This window comes from Sphingobium sp. BS19 (genome assembly GCF_027925545.1).
Taxonomy (GTDB): domain Bacteria; phylum Pseudomonadota; class Alphaproteobacteria; order Sphingomonadales; family Sphingomonadaceae; genus Sphingobium.
On record NZ_BSEF01000008.1, the window covers coordinates 38,850 to 54,792 of the forward strand.

Annotated in this window: 20 protein-coding genes; 9 read left to right on the forward strand and 11 right to left on the reverse strand. The window is 62.0% G+C overall.

The features are described from left to right. Positions 1-191 precede the first annotated feature (191 nt). A complete protein-coding gene (locus tag QMG56_RS10440) occupies positions 192-1,145 on the forward strand; it encodes an ADP-ribosylglycohydrolase family protein (protein ID WP_281822499.1) in 954 nt (317 codons plus the stop codon). A gap of 35 nt (positions 1,146-1,180) precedes the next feature. On the opposite strand, the gene QMG56_RS10445 is transcribed toward QMG56_RS10440, so the two are convergent. The 6 genes from QMG56_RS10445 to copC form a co-directional block, all read right to left on the reverse strand. Further along, positions 1,181-2,404, reverse strand: a complete 1,224-nt coding sequence (locus tag QMG56_RS10445; RefSeq protein WP_281822500.1) for a hypothetical protein — start codon at positions 2,402-2,404, stop codon at positions 1,181-1,183. Positions 2,405-2,823: 419 nt separating this feature from the next. Then, positions 2,824-3,213 (reverse strand): Cu(I)-responsive transcriptional regulator, encoded by a 390-nt coding sequence (gene cueR, locus QMG56_RS10450; protein WP_281822501.1) that lies wholly within the window; start codon positions 3,211-3,213, stop codon positions 2,824-2,826. Next, positions 3,210-3,413 carry a DUF2933 domain-containing protein gene (locus tag QMG56_RS10455; RefSeq protein ID WP_279332217.1) on the reverse strand — a complete coding sequence of 68 codons (204 nt, stop codon included), beginning with the start codon at positions 3,411-3,413 and terminating at the stop codon, positions 3,210-3,212. Before QMG56_RS10455 ends, cueR begins: the two co-directional genes overlap by 4 nt. Continuing rightward, entirely contained in the window at positions 3,410-5,755 is a 2,346-nt protein-coding gene (locus QMG56_RS10460) for a heavy metal translocating P-type ATPase (protein ID WP_279332219.1), read from the reverse strand. Before QMG56_RS10460 ends, QMG56_RS10455 begins: the two co-directional genes overlap by 4 nt. Positions 5,756-5,819: 64 nt before the next feature. Next, positions 5,820-6,746, reverse strand: a complete 927-nt coding sequence (gene copD, locus QMG56_RS10465) for a copper homeostasis membrane protein CopD (RefSeq protein WP_279332221.1) — start codon at positions 6,744-6,746, stop codon at positions 5,820-5,822. A gap of 4 nt (positions 6,747-6,750) precedes the next feature. Further along, complete coding sequence (gene copC / locus QMG56_RS10470; RefSeq protein WP_281822502.1) at positions 6,751-7,134, reverse strand: copper homeostasis periplasmic binding protein CopC; 384 nt, start codon at positions 7,132-7,134, stop codon at positions 6,751-6,753. Between the two features lie 138 nt (positions 7,135-7,272). Between copC and QMG56_RS10475 the strand changes: the two genes are divergently transcribed. The 7 genes from QMG56_RS10475 to QMG56_RS10505 all read left to right on the forward strand — a co-directional run bounded on the left by QMG56_RS10475 (position 7,273) and on the right by QMG56_RS10505 (position 12,591). Continuing rightward, positions 7,273-7,551, forward strand: coding sequence for a hypothetical protein (locus QMG56_RS10475; RefSeq protein ID WP_279332226.1), 279 nt, complete (start codon positions 7,273-7,275; stop codon positions 7,549-7,551). Beyond that, entirely contained in the window at positions 7,548-7,988 is a 441-nt protein-coding gene (locus tag QMG56_RS10480) for a periplasmic heavy metal sensor (protein WP_279332228.1), read from the forward strand. Before QMG56_RS10475 ends, QMG56_RS10480 begins: the two co-directional genes overlap by 4 nt. Continuing rightward, positions 7,985-8,554, forward strand: coding sequence for an RNA polymerase sigma factor (locus QMG56_RS10485; protein WP_279332230.1), 570 nt, complete (start codon positions 7,985-7,987; stop codon positions 8,552-8,554). Before QMG56_RS10480 ends, QMG56_RS10485 begins: the two co-directional genes overlap by 4 nt. A gap of 61 nt (positions 8,555-8,615) precedes the next feature. Further along, on the forward strand, positions 8,616-10,370 hold the full coding sequence (locus QMG56_RS10490; protein ID WP_281822503.1) for a copper resistance system multicopper oxidase: 1,755 nt from the start codon (positions 8,616-8,618) through the stop codon (positions 10,368-10,370). Beyond that, on the forward strand, positions 10,367-11,422 hold the full coding sequence (locus tag QMG56_RS10495; protein WP_279332233.1) for a copper resistance protein B: 1,056 nt from the start codon (positions 10,367-10,369) through the stop codon (positions 11,420-11,422). Before QMG56_RS10490 ends, QMG56_RS10495 begins: the two co-directional genes overlap by 4 nt. A 413-nt stretch (positions 11,423-11,835) precedes the next feature. After that, the gene (locus tag QMG56_RS10500) at positions 11,836-12,036 is read left to right on the forward strand and encodes a hypothetical protein (protein WP_279332235.1); all 201 of its coding nucleotides are present in this window, start codon (positions 11,836-11,838) and stop codon (positions 12,034-12,036) included. Between the two features lie 126 nt (positions 12,037-12,162). Next, positions 12,163-12,591: a DUF411 domain-containing protein gene (locus QMG56_RS10505; protein ID WP_281822504.1), complete on the forward strand. Its 429-nt coding sequence runs from the start codon at positions 12,163-12,165 to the stop codon at positions 12,589-12,591. Here the strand turns inward: QMG56_RS10505 and QMG56_RS23445 are convergent. From QMG56_RS23445 to QMG56_RS10525, 5 genes are all read right to left on the reverse strand, one after another. Next, entirely contained in the window at positions 12,545-12,844 is a 300-nt protein-coding gene (locus QMG56_RS23445) for a class I SAM-dependent methyltransferase (protein WP_369523876.1), read from the reverse strand. The genes QMG56_RS10505 and QMG56_RS23445 overlap by 47 nt on opposite strands. A 12-nt stretch (positions 12,845-12,856) precedes the next feature. Then, positions 12,857-12,979: a TRIC cation channel family protein gene (locus tag QMG56_RS10510; protein ID WP_279332239.1), complete on the reverse strand. Its 123-nt coding sequence runs from the start codon at positions 12,977-12,979 to the stop codon at positions 12,857-12,859. Positions 12,980-13,083: 104 nt separating this feature from the next. Next, positions 13,084-13,683 (reverse strand): NAD(P)H:quinone oxidoreductase, encoded by a 600-nt coding sequence (gene wrbA / locus QMG56_RS10515; RefSeq protein ID WP_281822506.1) that lies wholly within the window; start codon positions 13,681-13,683, stop codon positions 13,084-13,086. Continuing rightward, positions 13,680-14,492 (reverse strand): class III extradiol ring-cleavage dioxygenase, encoded by an 813-nt coding sequence (locus QMG56_RS10520; RefSeq protein WP_281822507.1) that lies wholly within the window; start codon positions 14,490-14,492, stop codon positions 13,680-13,682. Before QMG56_RS10520 ends, wrbA begins: the two co-directional genes overlap by 4 nt. A 5-nt stretch (positions 14,493-14,497) precedes the next feature. Further along, positions 14,498-14,905, reverse strand: a complete 408-nt coding sequence (locus tag QMG56_RS10525) for a DoxX family protein (protein WP_281822508.1) — start codon at positions 14,903-14,905, stop codon at positions 14,498-14,500. Between the two features lie 103 nt (positions 14,906-15,008). Here QMG56_RS10525 and QMG56_RS10530 point away from each other — a divergent pair, with 103 nt between their 5' ends. Continuing rightward, positions 15,009-15,881: a LysR family transcriptional regulator gene (locus tag QMG56_RS10530; protein ID WP_281822509.1), complete on the forward strand. Its 873-nt coding sequence runs from the start codon at positions 15,009-15,011 to the stop codon at positions 15,879-15,881. Positions 15,882-15,943 lie beyond the last annotated feature (62 nt).

Consider the following 15,943-nt stretch of genomic DNA (forward strand, 5'->3'; position numbering starts at 1 on the left):
ACGCATCGGTCGATGCGTGAGCAAGCCAAGAGGCATCGCGGGTCATGAGGCATACGTCATTGGCCGTCCCGTGCCTGCCGCGCGTCCCGCCAGTCGGGACGGTTGATCGCGCGCAAACATAGGAAAACGCGCCCGGCGTATTTCCCGAAGGTTTTGTATTCCGCAGGCCGCCCGACCGAAGCCGAGAACCCATGTTTGCCGCGCGATGCGGACCCCTCTTCACGATCAAGATCGATCGGTCCATTGGATGTCTCATTGGTCTAGCTGTCGGTGATGCTTTGGGCACGACCCTCGAGTTCAAGCCGCGGGACACCTATCCCCACATCACAGATATGGTCGGGGGAGGGCCGTTCGGCTTGGACGCGGGGACTTGGACCGATGATACGTCCATGGCCCTTGCGCTTGGAGAGGCTCTTCTGGCCAGCGCAGCAAAAGGCTCGGCCTTCGAACCGGAAGAAGCACAGCGGCGGTTCATCGATTGGTGGCGGAACGGCGCCTTCAGCCCCACGGGAAGTTGTTTCGATATTGGCATTGCAACTCGCCAAGCCCTTGCACGCTTCGAGGAAACTGGCGACCCGATTGCCGGCTCGACCGATCTGCATTCAGCAGGCAACGGCTCACTAATGAGGCTTGCGCCTGTTGCGATTTGGGGGATCCGGCCGGATCCCGCTGTCGTAACGCGAGTAGCCCGCCGACAGAGCATGACCACGCACGCTGCAGACGCGTGCCTCGACGCCTGTGAAGCGTATGCACTAGTCTTGCGGGCGGTTATCCTAGGTGCGGACGTTGAGGAGGCCCTGGCGGTTCCAGCGGACGGATTTGGGCCTGTGATCGGCCCAATCATGGCCGGTAGCTGGCGTGGGAAAACGCGGGATCAGATTTCTAGCAGCGGCTTCGTGGCGCACAGTCTCGAAGCAGCGATCTGGTCCGTTGCAAACACCAGGAGCTTCGATGAAGCCGTGCTGTTGGCAGCTAACCTCGGTGATGATGCCGATACCACTGCTGCCATTGCCGGCCAGTTGGCTGGTGCGATCTATGGCGCTTCTTCAATTCGGCAGTCGTGGCTCGATAAGCTGGCCTGGCGCGACGAGATTGAGTCTCTCGCTCGCCGCTTGGCTTTCCCGACGGCTTCGCGGCTAGGCTAGCGAAGGCATTCCCATCGCCGGCTCATGATTGATGGTCACCAGTACGATTTTGGGTAAAACCCGCGATCATCGTCAGCTCCAAAGATATGTTGCTCCTGAAACAGTTCGTCCAGGCCAGCCGCACTTAACCTCTGATCGGCTGCAGACAGCTTCGTCCGGGCCCAGGCCACGAATTCGGCGACACGAGTGGCCTGTTCGTCCGCAAGTTCCTCCTCCAATCTTGTAACAAAAGCCGCCAGGCGATCTCTGCGTTCGAGACGGGCAAACACATCCTCAATGACCTTGTCCCTGCGCTCGGCAATGTAGGCCAGCCGTTGGGCTTCGATTCGGCGTCGTTTCGCCTCCTCCTCTCGTAGCCGCGCCTCTTCCGCTTTCTGGTCGTCTTCTGCCTTTGCGGCAGCCAGAACGGCGAGCCCAACAGCAATGTCTGGCGCCAAATTCTCAAGTCGTTGGAGCTTGGCGTCTTTGAATGCTCTGCGAACCTGCGACGCGTACCGTAGGTGGATATCAAACTCGAAGGCTAGCTGACCGGTGGGTATGTAGTCCCATTCCGGTCGTCCAAAACTGAAGCTGTGAGGCGTCCAATCGCTGCGGCTCCAATCCCGCGATCGCCGTCGCTGACGACGCTCGTCTTCGGCGATCTCCTCAGGTGTCAGAACATGCTTGATGCGTTTGTAGGCTTCCTTGATGGCGAACGGGATAGCCACAGAGCCGTTGGAGAAAGTCGCCTTGCTTGCCTTTGCGGAAAGCTCAAATCCTTGGGCCTTGGCGGCAGCTACGATCTGGAGGAGACACAACTCTGCCCGGTCGATTGAAGCCGGAGCCATTTCGAGATGGACATATCCTTCCGACGAAAGGGTGACGATGCCGGTGTTTCCGGGCTTTGCCTTTCGCAGCTTGTCGAAGCTCTTTTGCACCAAGGGATGCGAGAGCACCTCTCCCGACAGATCCAGTTCTGACGCCTTTATACGTGCTTGTTCTCGTGCCGACGCTAAGTTGCCAGGTTCTTGCCGGACCTCACCACTTGCTATGACTACTGTGAGGGCTACCCCAGCTTTGGCCTTCGGAAGCGGAATTCGCTTCACTTTGTGGCCGGCGGCATGCTTGGCCCACCAGCCGAGAGGTGGGTTGGGGATGTCGTGCTTTCTGCATATCTTGTGAAGTGCAACGTCCGACAGTCTGAAATCCTTGGCTAGGTGCGTCATCGGCTTTGACCAGACTAGCTCATAGAATTCTTCGCGGGTGAACCTTTGGCTCATCTCGGCGGATCTCCAGCCTTGCAAACAGGTATGTGCGGCACGAAGCAGAGCGTCAGACTATGCGACAAGCGGCTCTCGCACGGGCATCTGTCGAAACTCTGCGAACTAAAAACTACCTTCGTAGCTCCAGCGCTATCGCAGCCGTCCTTGCGATTCCGAATGCGTCCACATCCAGGACGCGACAAACTGCCAAAGCGATCAAGCCAATCGCATATCTACGCTGCTACCTAGAGAGCTACCTAGTAGAGCAAAGGGAGGCGAGCGCAAGGCTTCGGACGCCCGCTAAACCATTCAACTTATTGAAGAAAGTGGTGGACGCACTTGGGCTCGAACCAAGGGCCCGCTGATTAAGAGCAATCTTTCCGTCCGGATGTGTTCGCGTGCGACCGCATCGATGTGCAGGTGTCCAGAGGATCTGGTCAACTGACCGCGATCCCGTCGAGGATCGGACAATCGGGTCTGCTGTCGCCGCTGCACCCTTCGGCCAGTTCCAGCAAGGCGCGACGCATGGCTTCAAGTGTTGCGGCCTTGCGACCAAGATCATCGGCATGTGCCAGGGCAACGGCCTTCACTTCACTGCTCGTCCGCTCGCGGTTGTCCCATAGGCCGAGGAGAGTGGCGATCTCCTCAAGCGAGAAGCCAAGGCCGCGGGCGTTGGCAATGATGCGCAGGCGCTCGATCGATTGCGGCGAATAATCCCTGTAACCATTGTCGCGTCGGTCAGTGGGCGGCATCAACCCTACGCGCTCATAGTGCCGGATCATCCGCTCCGACACGCCAGTGGTCTTCGATGCCTGTCCGATGTTCATGGCCGCTGTTCGCCGAACTTCGGGTAGCGTCCTTGGTGGTGGCCGCCATGGAAGAAGTGCAGCAGCAGGCAGGCGAGCAGGAATGCGTAAGGGATCAGCCCGAAGAAGTGCTGCCGGTGTTCCGGATAGAGCAGGAAAGCGGCGATCAGCGCGCCCGATGCCGCGGCCAGCAGCCACGCGCGCTTGCTGGCAAGGTTCATAGCGCAATCCTCCTGAGACGCAGCGAATTACCGATGACGCTGACCGAGGAAAGCGCCATCGCCGCCGCCGCGATGATCGGTGAAAGCATGATGCCGAACAGCGGGTAGAGCGCGCCCGCAGCCACCGGGATACCAGCGACGTTGTAGGCAAAGGCAAAGAACAGGTTCTGCCGGATGTTGGTCATGGTTGCGTGGCTGAGGTGCCGGGCACGCGCTATCCCCGTCAAATCGCCCTTGAGCAGTGTGATGCCTGCGCTTTCAATCGCAACGTCTGTGCCGGTGCCCATGGCGATGCCGACATCGGCAGCGGCAAGCGCAGGGGCGTCGTTCACACCGTCGCCTGCCATCGCCACGATCCTGCCTTCGTCCCTCAAGCGCTTGACGATCGCGCTCTTTTGGTCTGGCAACACATCGGCTTCGATGTCGTCGATGCCGAGCCGCCGCGCGATGGCCTCAGCCGTGACGCGATTGTCCCCGGTCAACATGATGACATGGATACCCGCTCCGGCCAGCGCCTTGAGCGCGGCAGGCGTAGTCTGCTTTACCGGATCGGCAATGCCGATGGCACCCGCAACCTTGCCATCTATGCCAAGAAAAATTGCGGTCGCCCCGTCAGCGCGCAGGGCGTCAGCACGTTGCGCCAGGGGGGCAGTCGAGACCCCTTGTTCCTGAAGAAAGCGGGCATTTCCAGCAACAAGCCGATGTCCATCGACGATGCCGGTTATGCCCTTGCCGACTGGCTGATCGACGTCGCCCGGTTCGCTGATTGCGATCCTCTTGGCTTCTGCATCTCTGACAATTGCCAGGGCTAGCGGATGCTCGCTGCTGCGTTCGAGGCTCGCGGCAAGGCGCAGAACCTCTTGACTGTCGAACCCTTCGGCCGTCTCGATCGCAACCACCGCAGGCTTGCCTTCGGTGAGCGTGCCGGTCTTGTCGACGACAAGCGTATCGACCTTCTCCATGCGTTCGAGTGCCTCGGCGTTCTTGATGAGTATACCGGCCTGGGCACCGCGTCCGACCCCCACCATGATCGACATCGGGGTCGCGAGGCCAAGCGCACAGGGGCAGGCGATGATCAGCACGGCCACCGCTGCGATCAGGCCATAGCCCATTGCCGGCGATGGGCCGACTAGGGACCAGATGACGAACGCGATCGCTGCGACGGCGATCACCGCCGGCACGAACCAGCCCGACACGGTGTCGGCAAGCCGCTGGATGGGCGCACGACTGCGCTGGGCTTCTGCTACCATCTGGACGATGCGCGCCAGCATGGTGTCGCGCCCGATCTTCTCGGCGCGCATCACAATGCCGCCGGTCTGGTTTATCGTGCCACCGATCAGCTTCGACGCAGCCTCCTTGGTCACCGGCATGGACTCGCCAGTCACCATCGATTCATCGACCGTGCCGCGGCCCTCCAGTACCACGCCATCAACCGGAACCTTCTCGCCAGGGCGAACGCGTAGCGTGTCGCCGACCAGAACCTGGTCGAGTGTGATCTCCTCGTCACTACCATCGGGACGAACCCGGCGGGCGAGCTTGGGCGAAAGGTCGAGCAATGCGCGGATCGCACCGCTGGTTGTTTCCCGGGCACGCAGTTCAAGCAGTTGGCCAAGCAAGACCAGCACGGTAATGACCGCCGCCGCCTCGAAATAGACCGCGACTGAGCCGTCCATTGCGCGAAACGCGGGCGGGAAGATACCGGGCGCGAGCGCCGCCGCCATGCTGTAGATCCAGGCAACGCCCGTTCCCATCGCAATCAGGGTGAACATGTTGAGGTGGCCGCTCTTCACCGAGGCCCAGCCGCGTTCGAAAAATGGCCAGCCCGCCCACAGGACCACCGGCGTCGCCAGAACCATCTGGATCAGGTTGGCGATGTTTCCATCCAGATAATGGCGCAGTCCGGTCAAATGCCCGCCCATTTCGAGCGCAACCACCGGCAAAGCGAGGATGAGGCCGATTACAAAGCGCCGCTTCATGTCGGCATATTCGGGCGACGGTCCATCGTTGAGCGTCGGCGTCATCGGTTCCAAGGCCATGCCGCAGATCGGGCAGCTTCCCGGCCCCGACTGCTGGACCTCCGGATGCATCGGGCAGGTCCAGGTCGCGCCGTCTGGCACCGGCTCTGCCGGTCGCGGCGCATCGCTCATATAACGTGATGGATCGGCCTTGAACTTGGTTAGACAGGCAGCGCTGCAAAAGTAGTGATGGACGCCGTCATGGGTCGCGACATGCGTGGTCGTCGCAGAATCGACGCTCATTCCGCAGACGGGGTCAATCACCGTCCCTGGAGCCTTCGATCCGGAATGCGCGCATTTCGCATGGTCATGATGCGACTCGGTCATACTTCGTACTCCTCTGGTCGCAACACTCATCAACCTTGACATTATGTCAGGGTCAAGGGGTAATTCAACCGTTCGCCATGATCGGCTCCAGCGTACCCAGCCAGGCCACCACGGCGAGGATCGTAAGCACTGTGGACGTTTCCAGAACCAGGCTTTGCCGAAGACCACGTAACGCGGGGACCGGATTGCCGTTGGCTGCACCAAGAGCGGGTGTCAGCCGCCAGCGGTTGACACCCGCCAGCATCAGCATTGCAGCAAACAGGGCGAGCTTGATAAGCAGGAGTTGGCCGTAGCGCGAAGCGAACAAGGCGTATGGATGCGGCAAGCCCATTAGGCTCAGGCTGTTGATGATGCCCGTGAGAACGATCAACGCGACCGCAAGCGTCCCAACCCGCGAGAATTGTTCAAGCGCCCGATGCGCGATCCTGATCTGCGCATCGGATTGGTGCGCCAATGGCTGAAAAAGCAGCCAAGAGAACGCGGCAATTCCGCCGATCCATATAGCCGCCGCCAGCATGTGGACGATGTCGCTCAGCCGGTGGAGCGATCCAGTCCACCCTTCGGTTGCACCGGCATGGCCAGTCCAGACCAGCGTGGCGATGGCAAGCACAGCCGAGGCAAGCAGACAGTATCTTGCAAGGCGTGGGCTTCGGCCAAGCGCCAACGCGGCAAGCAGGGCAATTGCGACTGCCACCATGCGCACGACCCAGGCGCTGCCGATGGCGCTCTGTGTAACGATTTCCCTGAAGGCCGAGCCATCGACTTCCCAGAGGCTTGTCCCGGTCATGGCTGCGACAAGTGCGATCATGCCGGAGCCGGACAGCAGCAGTCCAAGCAGCGAAAGGAGGAGGGCAGGTTTGGCCAGCGGCAGCAAGGCAGTGCCTCGCTCCTCGGGTTTCAGCGCGTAAAGCGAGAAGGCTGTCACACCTGCCAGCACCATCAGGTCGACGTAAAGCGCGAACCGGATGGCGATGACAGGCAGGTTGTCCATGTCTTCAGCGTACGGTGAAGCTGAAGTTGCCGCCCATGCGATGCGTGTCGGCTCCGGCCGCGCTCCAGGTCACGCGGTAAGTCCCGCTGGCAAGCGGCCGACGGAGCAGCAAAGTCATCGATTTCCTGTCATTGCCAAGCCGGGCGGTGAAACCCGTGATCGGCATCGGCGCATGGTTTGCCATACCCGGCATTCCGGTCATTGTGATCTCGGCCCTTGCCGTTGCGCCGATCACGGCCTCATTGAAGCGCAGTTCGACCTTTGTCGGCGCTGCGACCGTGGCATTGGCTGTCGGGGTCGAAGACACGAGCTGCGTATGCGCGCTGGCTACCTGCGGCACGATGAGCCCCAAAGTCGCAACGGCAAAGGCAAGGCTGGGCAAACGCATCAGTTATCTCCTTGGAAATGTCTATCAGGTTGAGATACGCGGCCAGGAACAGCATCCCTTAAATTGGGCGGGCTCAGTTTTCCTGAGGGATTGGGAATATGGCCGCGTATAGGATCACAAGACCTCGGGAGACCCACCATGTCCGACCTTGATCAGGCGCTCCGCCGCCTGGGCACACTTCCGGCTCCTTCGGGGCTGGCGACTATCGACGATGCTGTGCTTGCCGGACTGGCTGCGAGCTGCCGTGAGGCTGCGGCCGGGTCGCGGCTGATGGGTTTTGCTGCAGCCTTGGCGCTTGTGGTCGGCGTGGCCGGTGGCGGACTGGCGGGCGGCGAACCCGCCACGGCTCAGCCAATCTCACCCTTTGCTCCCGACAATCCCCTCGCACCTTCGACCTTGCTGGATGTCCACCCGTGAATTGGACCACGCGGCTGATCCTGATCGCGCTTGTCGCATTTGCGGCGGCGCTGGGCGGCACTTATGCCGGCCGCGTCCTGTTTGCACCGGAAAGGCAGAGCGAGACCGAACTCCACGCCTTGCTGCACAGCGAGCTCGAACTAGATGCCGCACAGGAAGCAAAGATCGAGGCAATCGAGCAGCGTTTTGCCACACGACGCAAGGCGCTCGAACTCGAGATGCGGGCCGCCAATGCCCATCTGGCCGACGCGATGGAAGTGGAACACGGCTATGGTCCGCAAGTCACGGCCGCCATCGACCACACCCACAAGGTCATGGGTGAAATGCAGAAGGAAACGCTTGAGCATCTCTTTGCCATGCGCGCCGTCCTGAGGGCTGATCAGGCGGCCAAATTCGACAGGTCGGTTACCAGAGCCCTGACCCCAGAAGTGCGGTGAGCCTTCCGCTGTCCGAGGGGAGCGACGGCGAGCTCGCGGCACTGGCGCTCGCGGGCCGGCAGGACGCTTATCGCGAATTGCTGGCGCGCCACCGTGACGCTGTGTTTCGCTTGGTGCGAGCGTCAGTCGGCGATCCGCACGAGGCCCTCGACGTCACCCAGGAAACCTTCATTGCCGCATTCTCGGCCCTTGGGCGTTACGACCATGGGCGACCGTTTTTGGCATGGCTCAAGCACATCGCGCTCAACAAGTGCAGGGACTGGGGACGAAGGCGCAAGGTGCGCTCCTTCTTCACGCGCGCAGTGCCGCTCGAGATGGCTTTCGATGTTTCAGACGATGCCATTCCCGCCGATTTGCAAGCGGCGGACCGGGCCGAGCTGGCGCGCGTGACCGCTGCCATATCCCGCTTGCCATCCCGTCTGCGCGAGGTCCTGGTCCTCCGCACGATCGATGGCCTCGGCCAGGCCGAAGCTGCCGACGTGCTCGGTGTCAGCGAGAAGACGGTCGAGACCCGCCTCTACCGGGCCAGGGGGAAATTAAAGGCGATGCTTGGCGACCAGATCTGAGGGCTAGGGAAAGCGGCTGCGTAGAGGACAATGAAGCCGTCAATCTTACCGGATACCACTCATGCATTCTTTTGCGCTCGATCGCCGTACCCTCATTCGTTCGGCTGCTTTGGGGGGCGGGGGCCTCGCGCTTTCGGCAGCGCTCCCCGCGTGGGCGCGCAGTGGAACTCCTGGCCTCGCAGGCCCGATGTCCGTGGTTTCCGGGGAGCAAATCGCACTATCCATCGGTCATGCCTCGCTCCGGGTCGGCGGACGTGAGGGGCATGCCATCGGCATCAACGGTGCGACACCTGGCCCGGTCATCCGGTTAAAGGAGGGCCAGAACGTTCGCTTCGCGGTGAACAACACGCTGAACGAGGAAACCTCGATTCATTGGCATGGGCTGCTCGTGCCCTTCCAGATGGACGGCGTGCCGGGGGTGAGCTTTCCGGGGATCAAGGTCGGCCAGACCTTCTTGTACGAGTTCCCCGTCAAGCAGTCTGGCACCTATTGGTATCACAGCCACTCCGGCATGCAGGAAGCGATGGGAATGTATGGCGCGATCATCATCGATCCCGCCGCGCCCGATCCGGTCGCCTATGACCGTGAACATGTAATCATGCTCGCCGACTGGAGCTTCATGCATCCGCATACCCAACTGCGCAAGTTGAAGGCGCAGCCTGGCTACTTCAACATGCAGAAGCAGACCCTCTCCGGCCTGCTCGCGGGCAAGGACCAGTCGGCCTCCGAACGCCGCATGTGGGCCGGGATGCGGATGGACCCGACCGACATTTCGGACGTCACCGGCGCAACCTATCATTTCATGGTCAACGGTCATGACAGTACCGCGAACTGGACCGGACTGTTCGCGCCCGGCGAGCGGGTGCGCCTGCGCATCATCAATGCAGCCGCCATGACGAATTTCAATCTCCGGATTCCGGGTCTGGCGATGACGGTGGTCGCCGCGGATGGGCAAAACGTGCAGCCAGTCGAGACCGACGAATTCCAGATCGGCATCGCGGAGACCTATGACGTGATCGTCGAACCCAGGGCCGACGAGGCCTATGGCTTCATTGCCGAGGCCATCGATCGCTCCGGTCAGGTACGCGCGACGCTTGCTCCGCGCCTCGGCATGGTCGCGCCGATTCCGGCAATCCGCGAACGTCCTCTGCTCACCATGAAGGACATGGGCATGGGCGATATGGCTGCGTCCGGCGGCGATACAAGCGGAGCAGACCACGCAGCCATGGGCCACGACATGCCCGGGGCGGATCATGGTTCGATGAAGATGCGCGATCCCTCGGTCGCGCCGCAGGTCAAGCTGGGGCCTGGCGTCGCAACGTTCTCGCCGATGCCCATGGACCGCACGGGAGAACGTCCGACCGGTCTTGAGAAGGTCGAGCACCGGGTGCTGACCTACCGCGACCTCAAATCGCTCGCGCCCAATCCAGACAAGCGCACGCCGTCGCGCGAGATCGATCTGCACCTGACCGCCAACATGGAGCGCTACATGTGGTCCTTCGACGGCGAGAAGTTCAGCGAAAATACTGAGCCAATCCCGTTCCGCCACATGGAGCGGGTGCGCATCAATCTCATTAACGACACCATGATGCCCCATCCGATTCACTTGCACGGACACTTCTTCGAACTGGTTACGGGCAGTCCCGGCCATCATCCGCTGAAACACACGGTCAACGTCCTGCCCGGCGGCAAGGTCTCGTTCGATCTGACTGCCGATGAGCTCGGCGACTGGGCATTCCACTGTCACATGCTGCTGCATATGATGTCGGGGATGTTCCGTGTCGTGACCGTGCGCCATGAGGAGGACGCGGCATGAAGACGACCCTTCTCATCAGTGCTGCGGTCCTGCTGGCAGCGCCTGGCATCGCGGCGGCCCAGTCCTCCATGTCAGACGTGGCAATGAAGGATGCGCCGGCGCCAATTCCCCAAGGCGCAGCCACGCAGCCTGCTGCAGATCATTCCGGCCATGGTCAGCCAAAGTCCGCAGTTTCCGCGCCCGCCGCGGCCGATCCCCATGCCGGACACGCTGCCGACCCAAAGACGGCCAGTGCGCCAGAGGTCGAAGCCGTGGATCATTCCGGCCACGACATGAATGCTATGGCGGGCATGTCTGAGGACGGTCCGGTGATCGGGACTTCGCCCGCCCCGGCGCCGCCAAGTGATCATGCCGCCGATGCTGTGTTCGATCCTGCCGAAATGGCGCGGGCGAGAGAGGCGCTGCGGCGAGAGAACGGGGCGTTCTACGGATCGATGGTGCTCTTCGACCTTGCCGAATTCCAGGCCCGAAAGGGCAGGGACGGCTATCGCTGGGCAGGCGAAGCATGGTTTGGCGGCGACATCGATCGCCTCCTGATCAAGACGGAAGGCGAGGGCACTTTCGGCGAACCAGTCGAGGACCTGGAGATTCAGGCGCTCTATTCGCGCGCGATCTCGCCATTCTGGAACGCCCATGTCGGCGTTCGGCACGATATAGTCCCCAATCCCTCGCGAACCTATGCCGTACTCGGGATAGAGGGGATCGCACCCTACTGGTTCCACCTGACCGGACAGATGTTTTTTTCGGACAAGGGTGATCTGCGGGCTCGCCTTGAGGGAAGTTACGATGAGCGCATTACCCAGCGCCTGATCCTCCAGCCTCGGGCGGAGTTCAACATCTCCGCTCAGGACATGCCGGCGATCGGGGTAGGATCAGGTCTCACGGACTTCGAACTGGGCGCGCGCCTGCGCTACGAGATACGGCGGGAATTCGCGCCCTACGTTGGCGTGGAATGGAGCAAAAAGACTGGCGAGACTGCGCGATTGGCGCGGCTTGCCGGGGAAGATCCCGAAGCAGTCAGTTTCGTGGCCGGGCTCAGGGTTTGGTTCTGATGGCAACGGGCAAAGACTTGGTCTGGACCTATCGGTCGCGCCGGAGCAAGACTTGATCCTATGAACTCGGCCGTCGCTCTCATTGTTGCGCTTGCATCGGTGTTCGGCTCAGGCCCGCTTTGTGCCGCGACGGCACAGGCTCCGGTTCAGACGGTTAGCATGGAATGCGGCGACATGCCGGGAAGCGGCAACCGCTCACCTCGTCATGACACACCAGACGTGGCGCGGGCCTGCCATTCGTGCATCTTTCCGGCACCCGCTATCGGCACCAATCTGAATGCCACTGGATGGCATTGGATCAGTCCTGAGGTCCGGGCTCCGCAAAGCCTGTCCGGGTTGACGCTTGAACCGCCGACACCGCCCCCGCGCCAAGTGCTTCCTCGATCCATTTCAAACTTATCTGGAGAATACACATGAAATCCAAGTATCTGCTGGGCGCCCTCGCGGTCTCGCTTTCTACCGCCGTGTTTGCAGCAGAGCCTGCACCGACGCCAGAAAAGCCGTGCTGTTGCTGTAAGAAGGACGAGCACGGCCAGATGGCCTGCTGCAAGGAACATGGCGAGCAGGCTGGTGAGCATGCTGGTCACGACATGAGCGGCATGGACCACAAGTAAGTCAAGGTACGCGGAGGGTGGTTCGCCACCCTCCGCGCGTTGCCATGTGACTACCGGCAAATGCGGACTGGACCTTAGTTTACACCGGGGCGGTTAGGCGGCCACCCGCGGATAAGGAGATCACACATGCGAAAGCTCGTTTTGGCACTGGCGTTGTTTTCGACGCCCGCGCTAGCGGCAGGCGACATCCTGATGCATCGCGATCCGGGGTGTGGGTGCTGCGAACAATGGGCTGCGCGGGTTCGGCAGGCCTTCGGCAGAAATGTGCGAATCGTCGATGACGCGAACCGTACCGCGTTCCAACGGCAGGTGGGTCTTCCCGCAAACCTGGTGTCATGCCACACCGCGATCGTGGACGGGATCGCCTTCGAGGGACACGTTCCTATTGCGGACATGAACCGCGTACTGGCGAGCCGCCCGAAAGGTGTTCGTGGGCTTGCAGTTGCGGGAATGCCCATCGGATCGCCGGGCATGGAGGTGCCGGGTGTTCGCGCGCAGCGGTATAACGTCATTGCCTTCGGGGCCGCACGCAGCAGCGTATACGCACAGCATTAGTCGTCGCATTAGATGCGAGCGACTTCGTGAACGGCAGTCGCATAGCGTCGGCACGTTGCAAGGCTGCTGCCAAAATGGCGGTATCAAGATCGACGCCCGTAACCCTTACACCCCTGCCGCAAAAACTGGCCAGGAGGGTGCCATCCTCGCAACCGACATCGAGAACATCAAGCACTTCGAGTTCGCCTGTCAGTTCGTCGATCAGTTCCGCTTCACGGTGATCTGGCCGCAGAGGCTGCAGCGCCGTAGCCATTCGGTGAAGACCTCACCCCAAGGGTAGGATGAAGCCGACGACATCCATCTGCTTTCGTGACGCGACCAGTGCGCCAGTCAGCGAGAGAACTACAATCCCGAGCCAGTCGAGGAAAGTCACGGTGCTCTCGAACATGCTATCCCCTTATCTCTCTGTGCCATTGGCCTGGCCGTGCAGTCGGTTTTGGTGTGCGTTGACGGGCAGGGCACCATCGTGTGACGGCACCCTGCCGCTCGAGATCAGCCGAACAGCTTGGCAGCAGTTCTTGCGACGCGCGCACCGAGATAGCGGGCCCCGACGAGTTCATCCTCATCGGGCTGGCGGCTGCCATCGCCGCCGGCAATGGTCGTGGCGCCGTACGGCGCGCCGCCACGGACCTTGTCATGGCCCGATTGTCCGGCGAAGCCGTAATCGAGCCCGACGATGGTCATGCCGAAATGCAGCATGTTGGTGATGAGCGAAAACAGTGTCGTTTCCTGCCCGCCATGCTGGGTGGCCGTTGATGTGAAGGCCGCGCCGACCTTGCCGTTGAGCGCGCCGCGCGCCCACAGCCCGCCGGCCTGATCGAGAAAGGCGGCCATCTGCGACGAGATCCTTCCGAAGCGCGTGCCTGTCCCGATGACGATGGCGTCATAGTTCTCAAGCTCGGCCACGGTCGCGACGGGAGCAGCCTGGTCGAGTTTGAAATGGCTGGCCCGCGCCACCTCCTCGGGAACGGTTTCGGGCACGCGCTTGATATCGACCGTGGCGCCCGCTTCGCGCGCACCTTCCGCGATGGCCTGCGCCATCGTCTCGATATGGCCATAGGTCGAATAATAGAGGACGAGAACCTTGGTCATGACTGCTTTCCTTTTTGATTGGTCGGAATAGTTGAGGCGCCGAAGGCGTAGGCATCCATGCGAAGGACGCCGTAGGTATTGCTGGCATGGAGCCGTTGCACGGGGGCGCCGGATCCCGCCGCTCCTAGTGCAACGAACAGGGGCAGGAGATGCTCCTCGGTTGGATGGTTACGCTGCGCGTGCGGGGCGAGGCGGCGATAGGCCAGCAGATCGCAGGTGCGACCCTCTTTGAGCGCCGCGTCGAACCAGTCTGCAAACTCCGTAACCCATTCGGGCTCTGCCATGCCTGCTTGGCCGCGCCAGCTCGACAGGTCGTGCGTGAAGCTGCCGCTGGCGACGATCAGCACGCCTTCCTCAGCGAGCGGCGCGATTGCTCGGCCGACTTCCAGGTGGTGGCCGGGACCGAGCTGGCTTTGCACGGACAGTTGCACCACCGGGATGTCGGCGTCCGGCCAGGCGAGCATCAGTGGCACCCAGGCTCCGTGATCGAGACCCCTTGCGGTATCCGTGGCCGATGGAAGTCCCGCCTCGGCGAGGAGATCGACGATCCGGTCGGCAAGCTGCGGGTCACCCGGCGCGGGATAGGTCAGCTGATAGAGCGCCTCCGGAAAGCCTGCGAAGTCGTGGATCGTCCGGTTGCGTTCGACCGCATTGACGGCGGGAACGCGCGTTTCCCAGTGCGCGGAAACCACCAGGATCGCGCGGGGCCGCGGCAGGGCGGCCGGGAGACCCTTGAGGAAGTCGCGGGCGGCGACATCCTCGAAGGGCAGCGTCGGCGCGCCGTGCGAGAGGAACAGCGGGCGGATCATGTGATTCAGTCCTTCTGCTTCAGGGGGTTGCCAATGGCATAGGCGCCGTCTCCGAGCATCGCCTGGACGGCCAGAGCGATGGCCCAGAACACCGGATATTCCCAACCACCGCCGGTATTGGAAAAGGTGAAGCCGTTGCCGGCATGTGGCACGATCGCCCCGATCATGATCGGCAGCGCCGCCAGTGCGGCCCAGCGCGTCATGAAGCCGAGGATCAATGCAAGACCAAGCCCGATCTCACCAGCCATGACCGGATAGGCCAGGATGCCCGGAAAGCCGATACTTTCGAAGAAGCCAGCCGTTCCGGCGGGCGTGAACACCAGGAGCTTGATCAGCCCATGGGTGAGGAGAAGGCCGCCGCTGGTCACGCGGAGCAGGGCAATTCCTTGCGAAGTCGAAGCTGTCTGGGTCATGGTCAATCGTCCTTTGTCTCGTTGACCCTCAGATACGCGCTTGCGAAGCTGCATGTCATTCGCGAAGATTGACTAGCGGCCATGCGTTTTCGTATGAAATTGCATGGACTGGGACGATCTTCGCACATTCCTCGCCATTGCCCGGCACGGGACACTGTCTGCTGCGGCACGTGCGCTCGGAGTGACGCAGCCGACGATGGGGCGCCGGCTCACTGCGATGGAGTCACGGACGGGTGCGCGGTTGCTGCAGCGCCTGCCCGGTGGCTATGCGTTGACTCCCCTTGGAGAGACTGTGCTGGGCAACGCCGAACGCGTGGAAGCAGAGGTCCTGGCCGCCGAACGCACCATCACCGGCAAGGACGTGGCGCTCGAAGGCCTAGTCAGGCTGACCACGGTCGACACGCTTGCAGCGCGGATCGTCACCCCGGCGCTCGTTGCCCTGCAAGCCAAGCATCCGGGCATCGTTGTCGAACTGGTTCCCGACACGCGTTCGCTCAGCCTGTCCAAGCGGGAGGCCGATATCGCGCTGCGCATGTCTCGCTTCGAGGGGAACGAGGTGGTAGCCCGACGCGTCGGCGCGCTCGCCATGGGACTGTACTCAGCCCCGGATATGGCCCGGCCCATTGAGGAGGGGCAAGCCCGCCTCGTAACGGTGCTCGACGATCAGGCGCATTTGCCGGAGGCCAAATGGCTGCGGGATGCCTTCCCCGATGCGCTTATCGGTTTTCGCTCCAACAGCCGCGAAGTGCAGGTTCACGCGACTCTTGCAGGGGCCGGGGTTGCGGCGCTCGCCCGCTATCGTGCCGATGGGGAGCCCGGGCTAATTCGCCTGTACCCCGACAGACCTGACCTTGTTCGAGACATCTGGATAGGTGTGCATGTGGACATGCGCCACATGCCGAGAGTGCGGGCAGTGACCGATACAGTTGTCGAAGCACTGCGGAAAAACGCCGCGATTCTCAATCCGGGTCACTGAACCCTAGGTGTTGATAGAGCAAGACAGGCTCGAGCACACGCTGGAGCCAGCTTTTCGTCGCA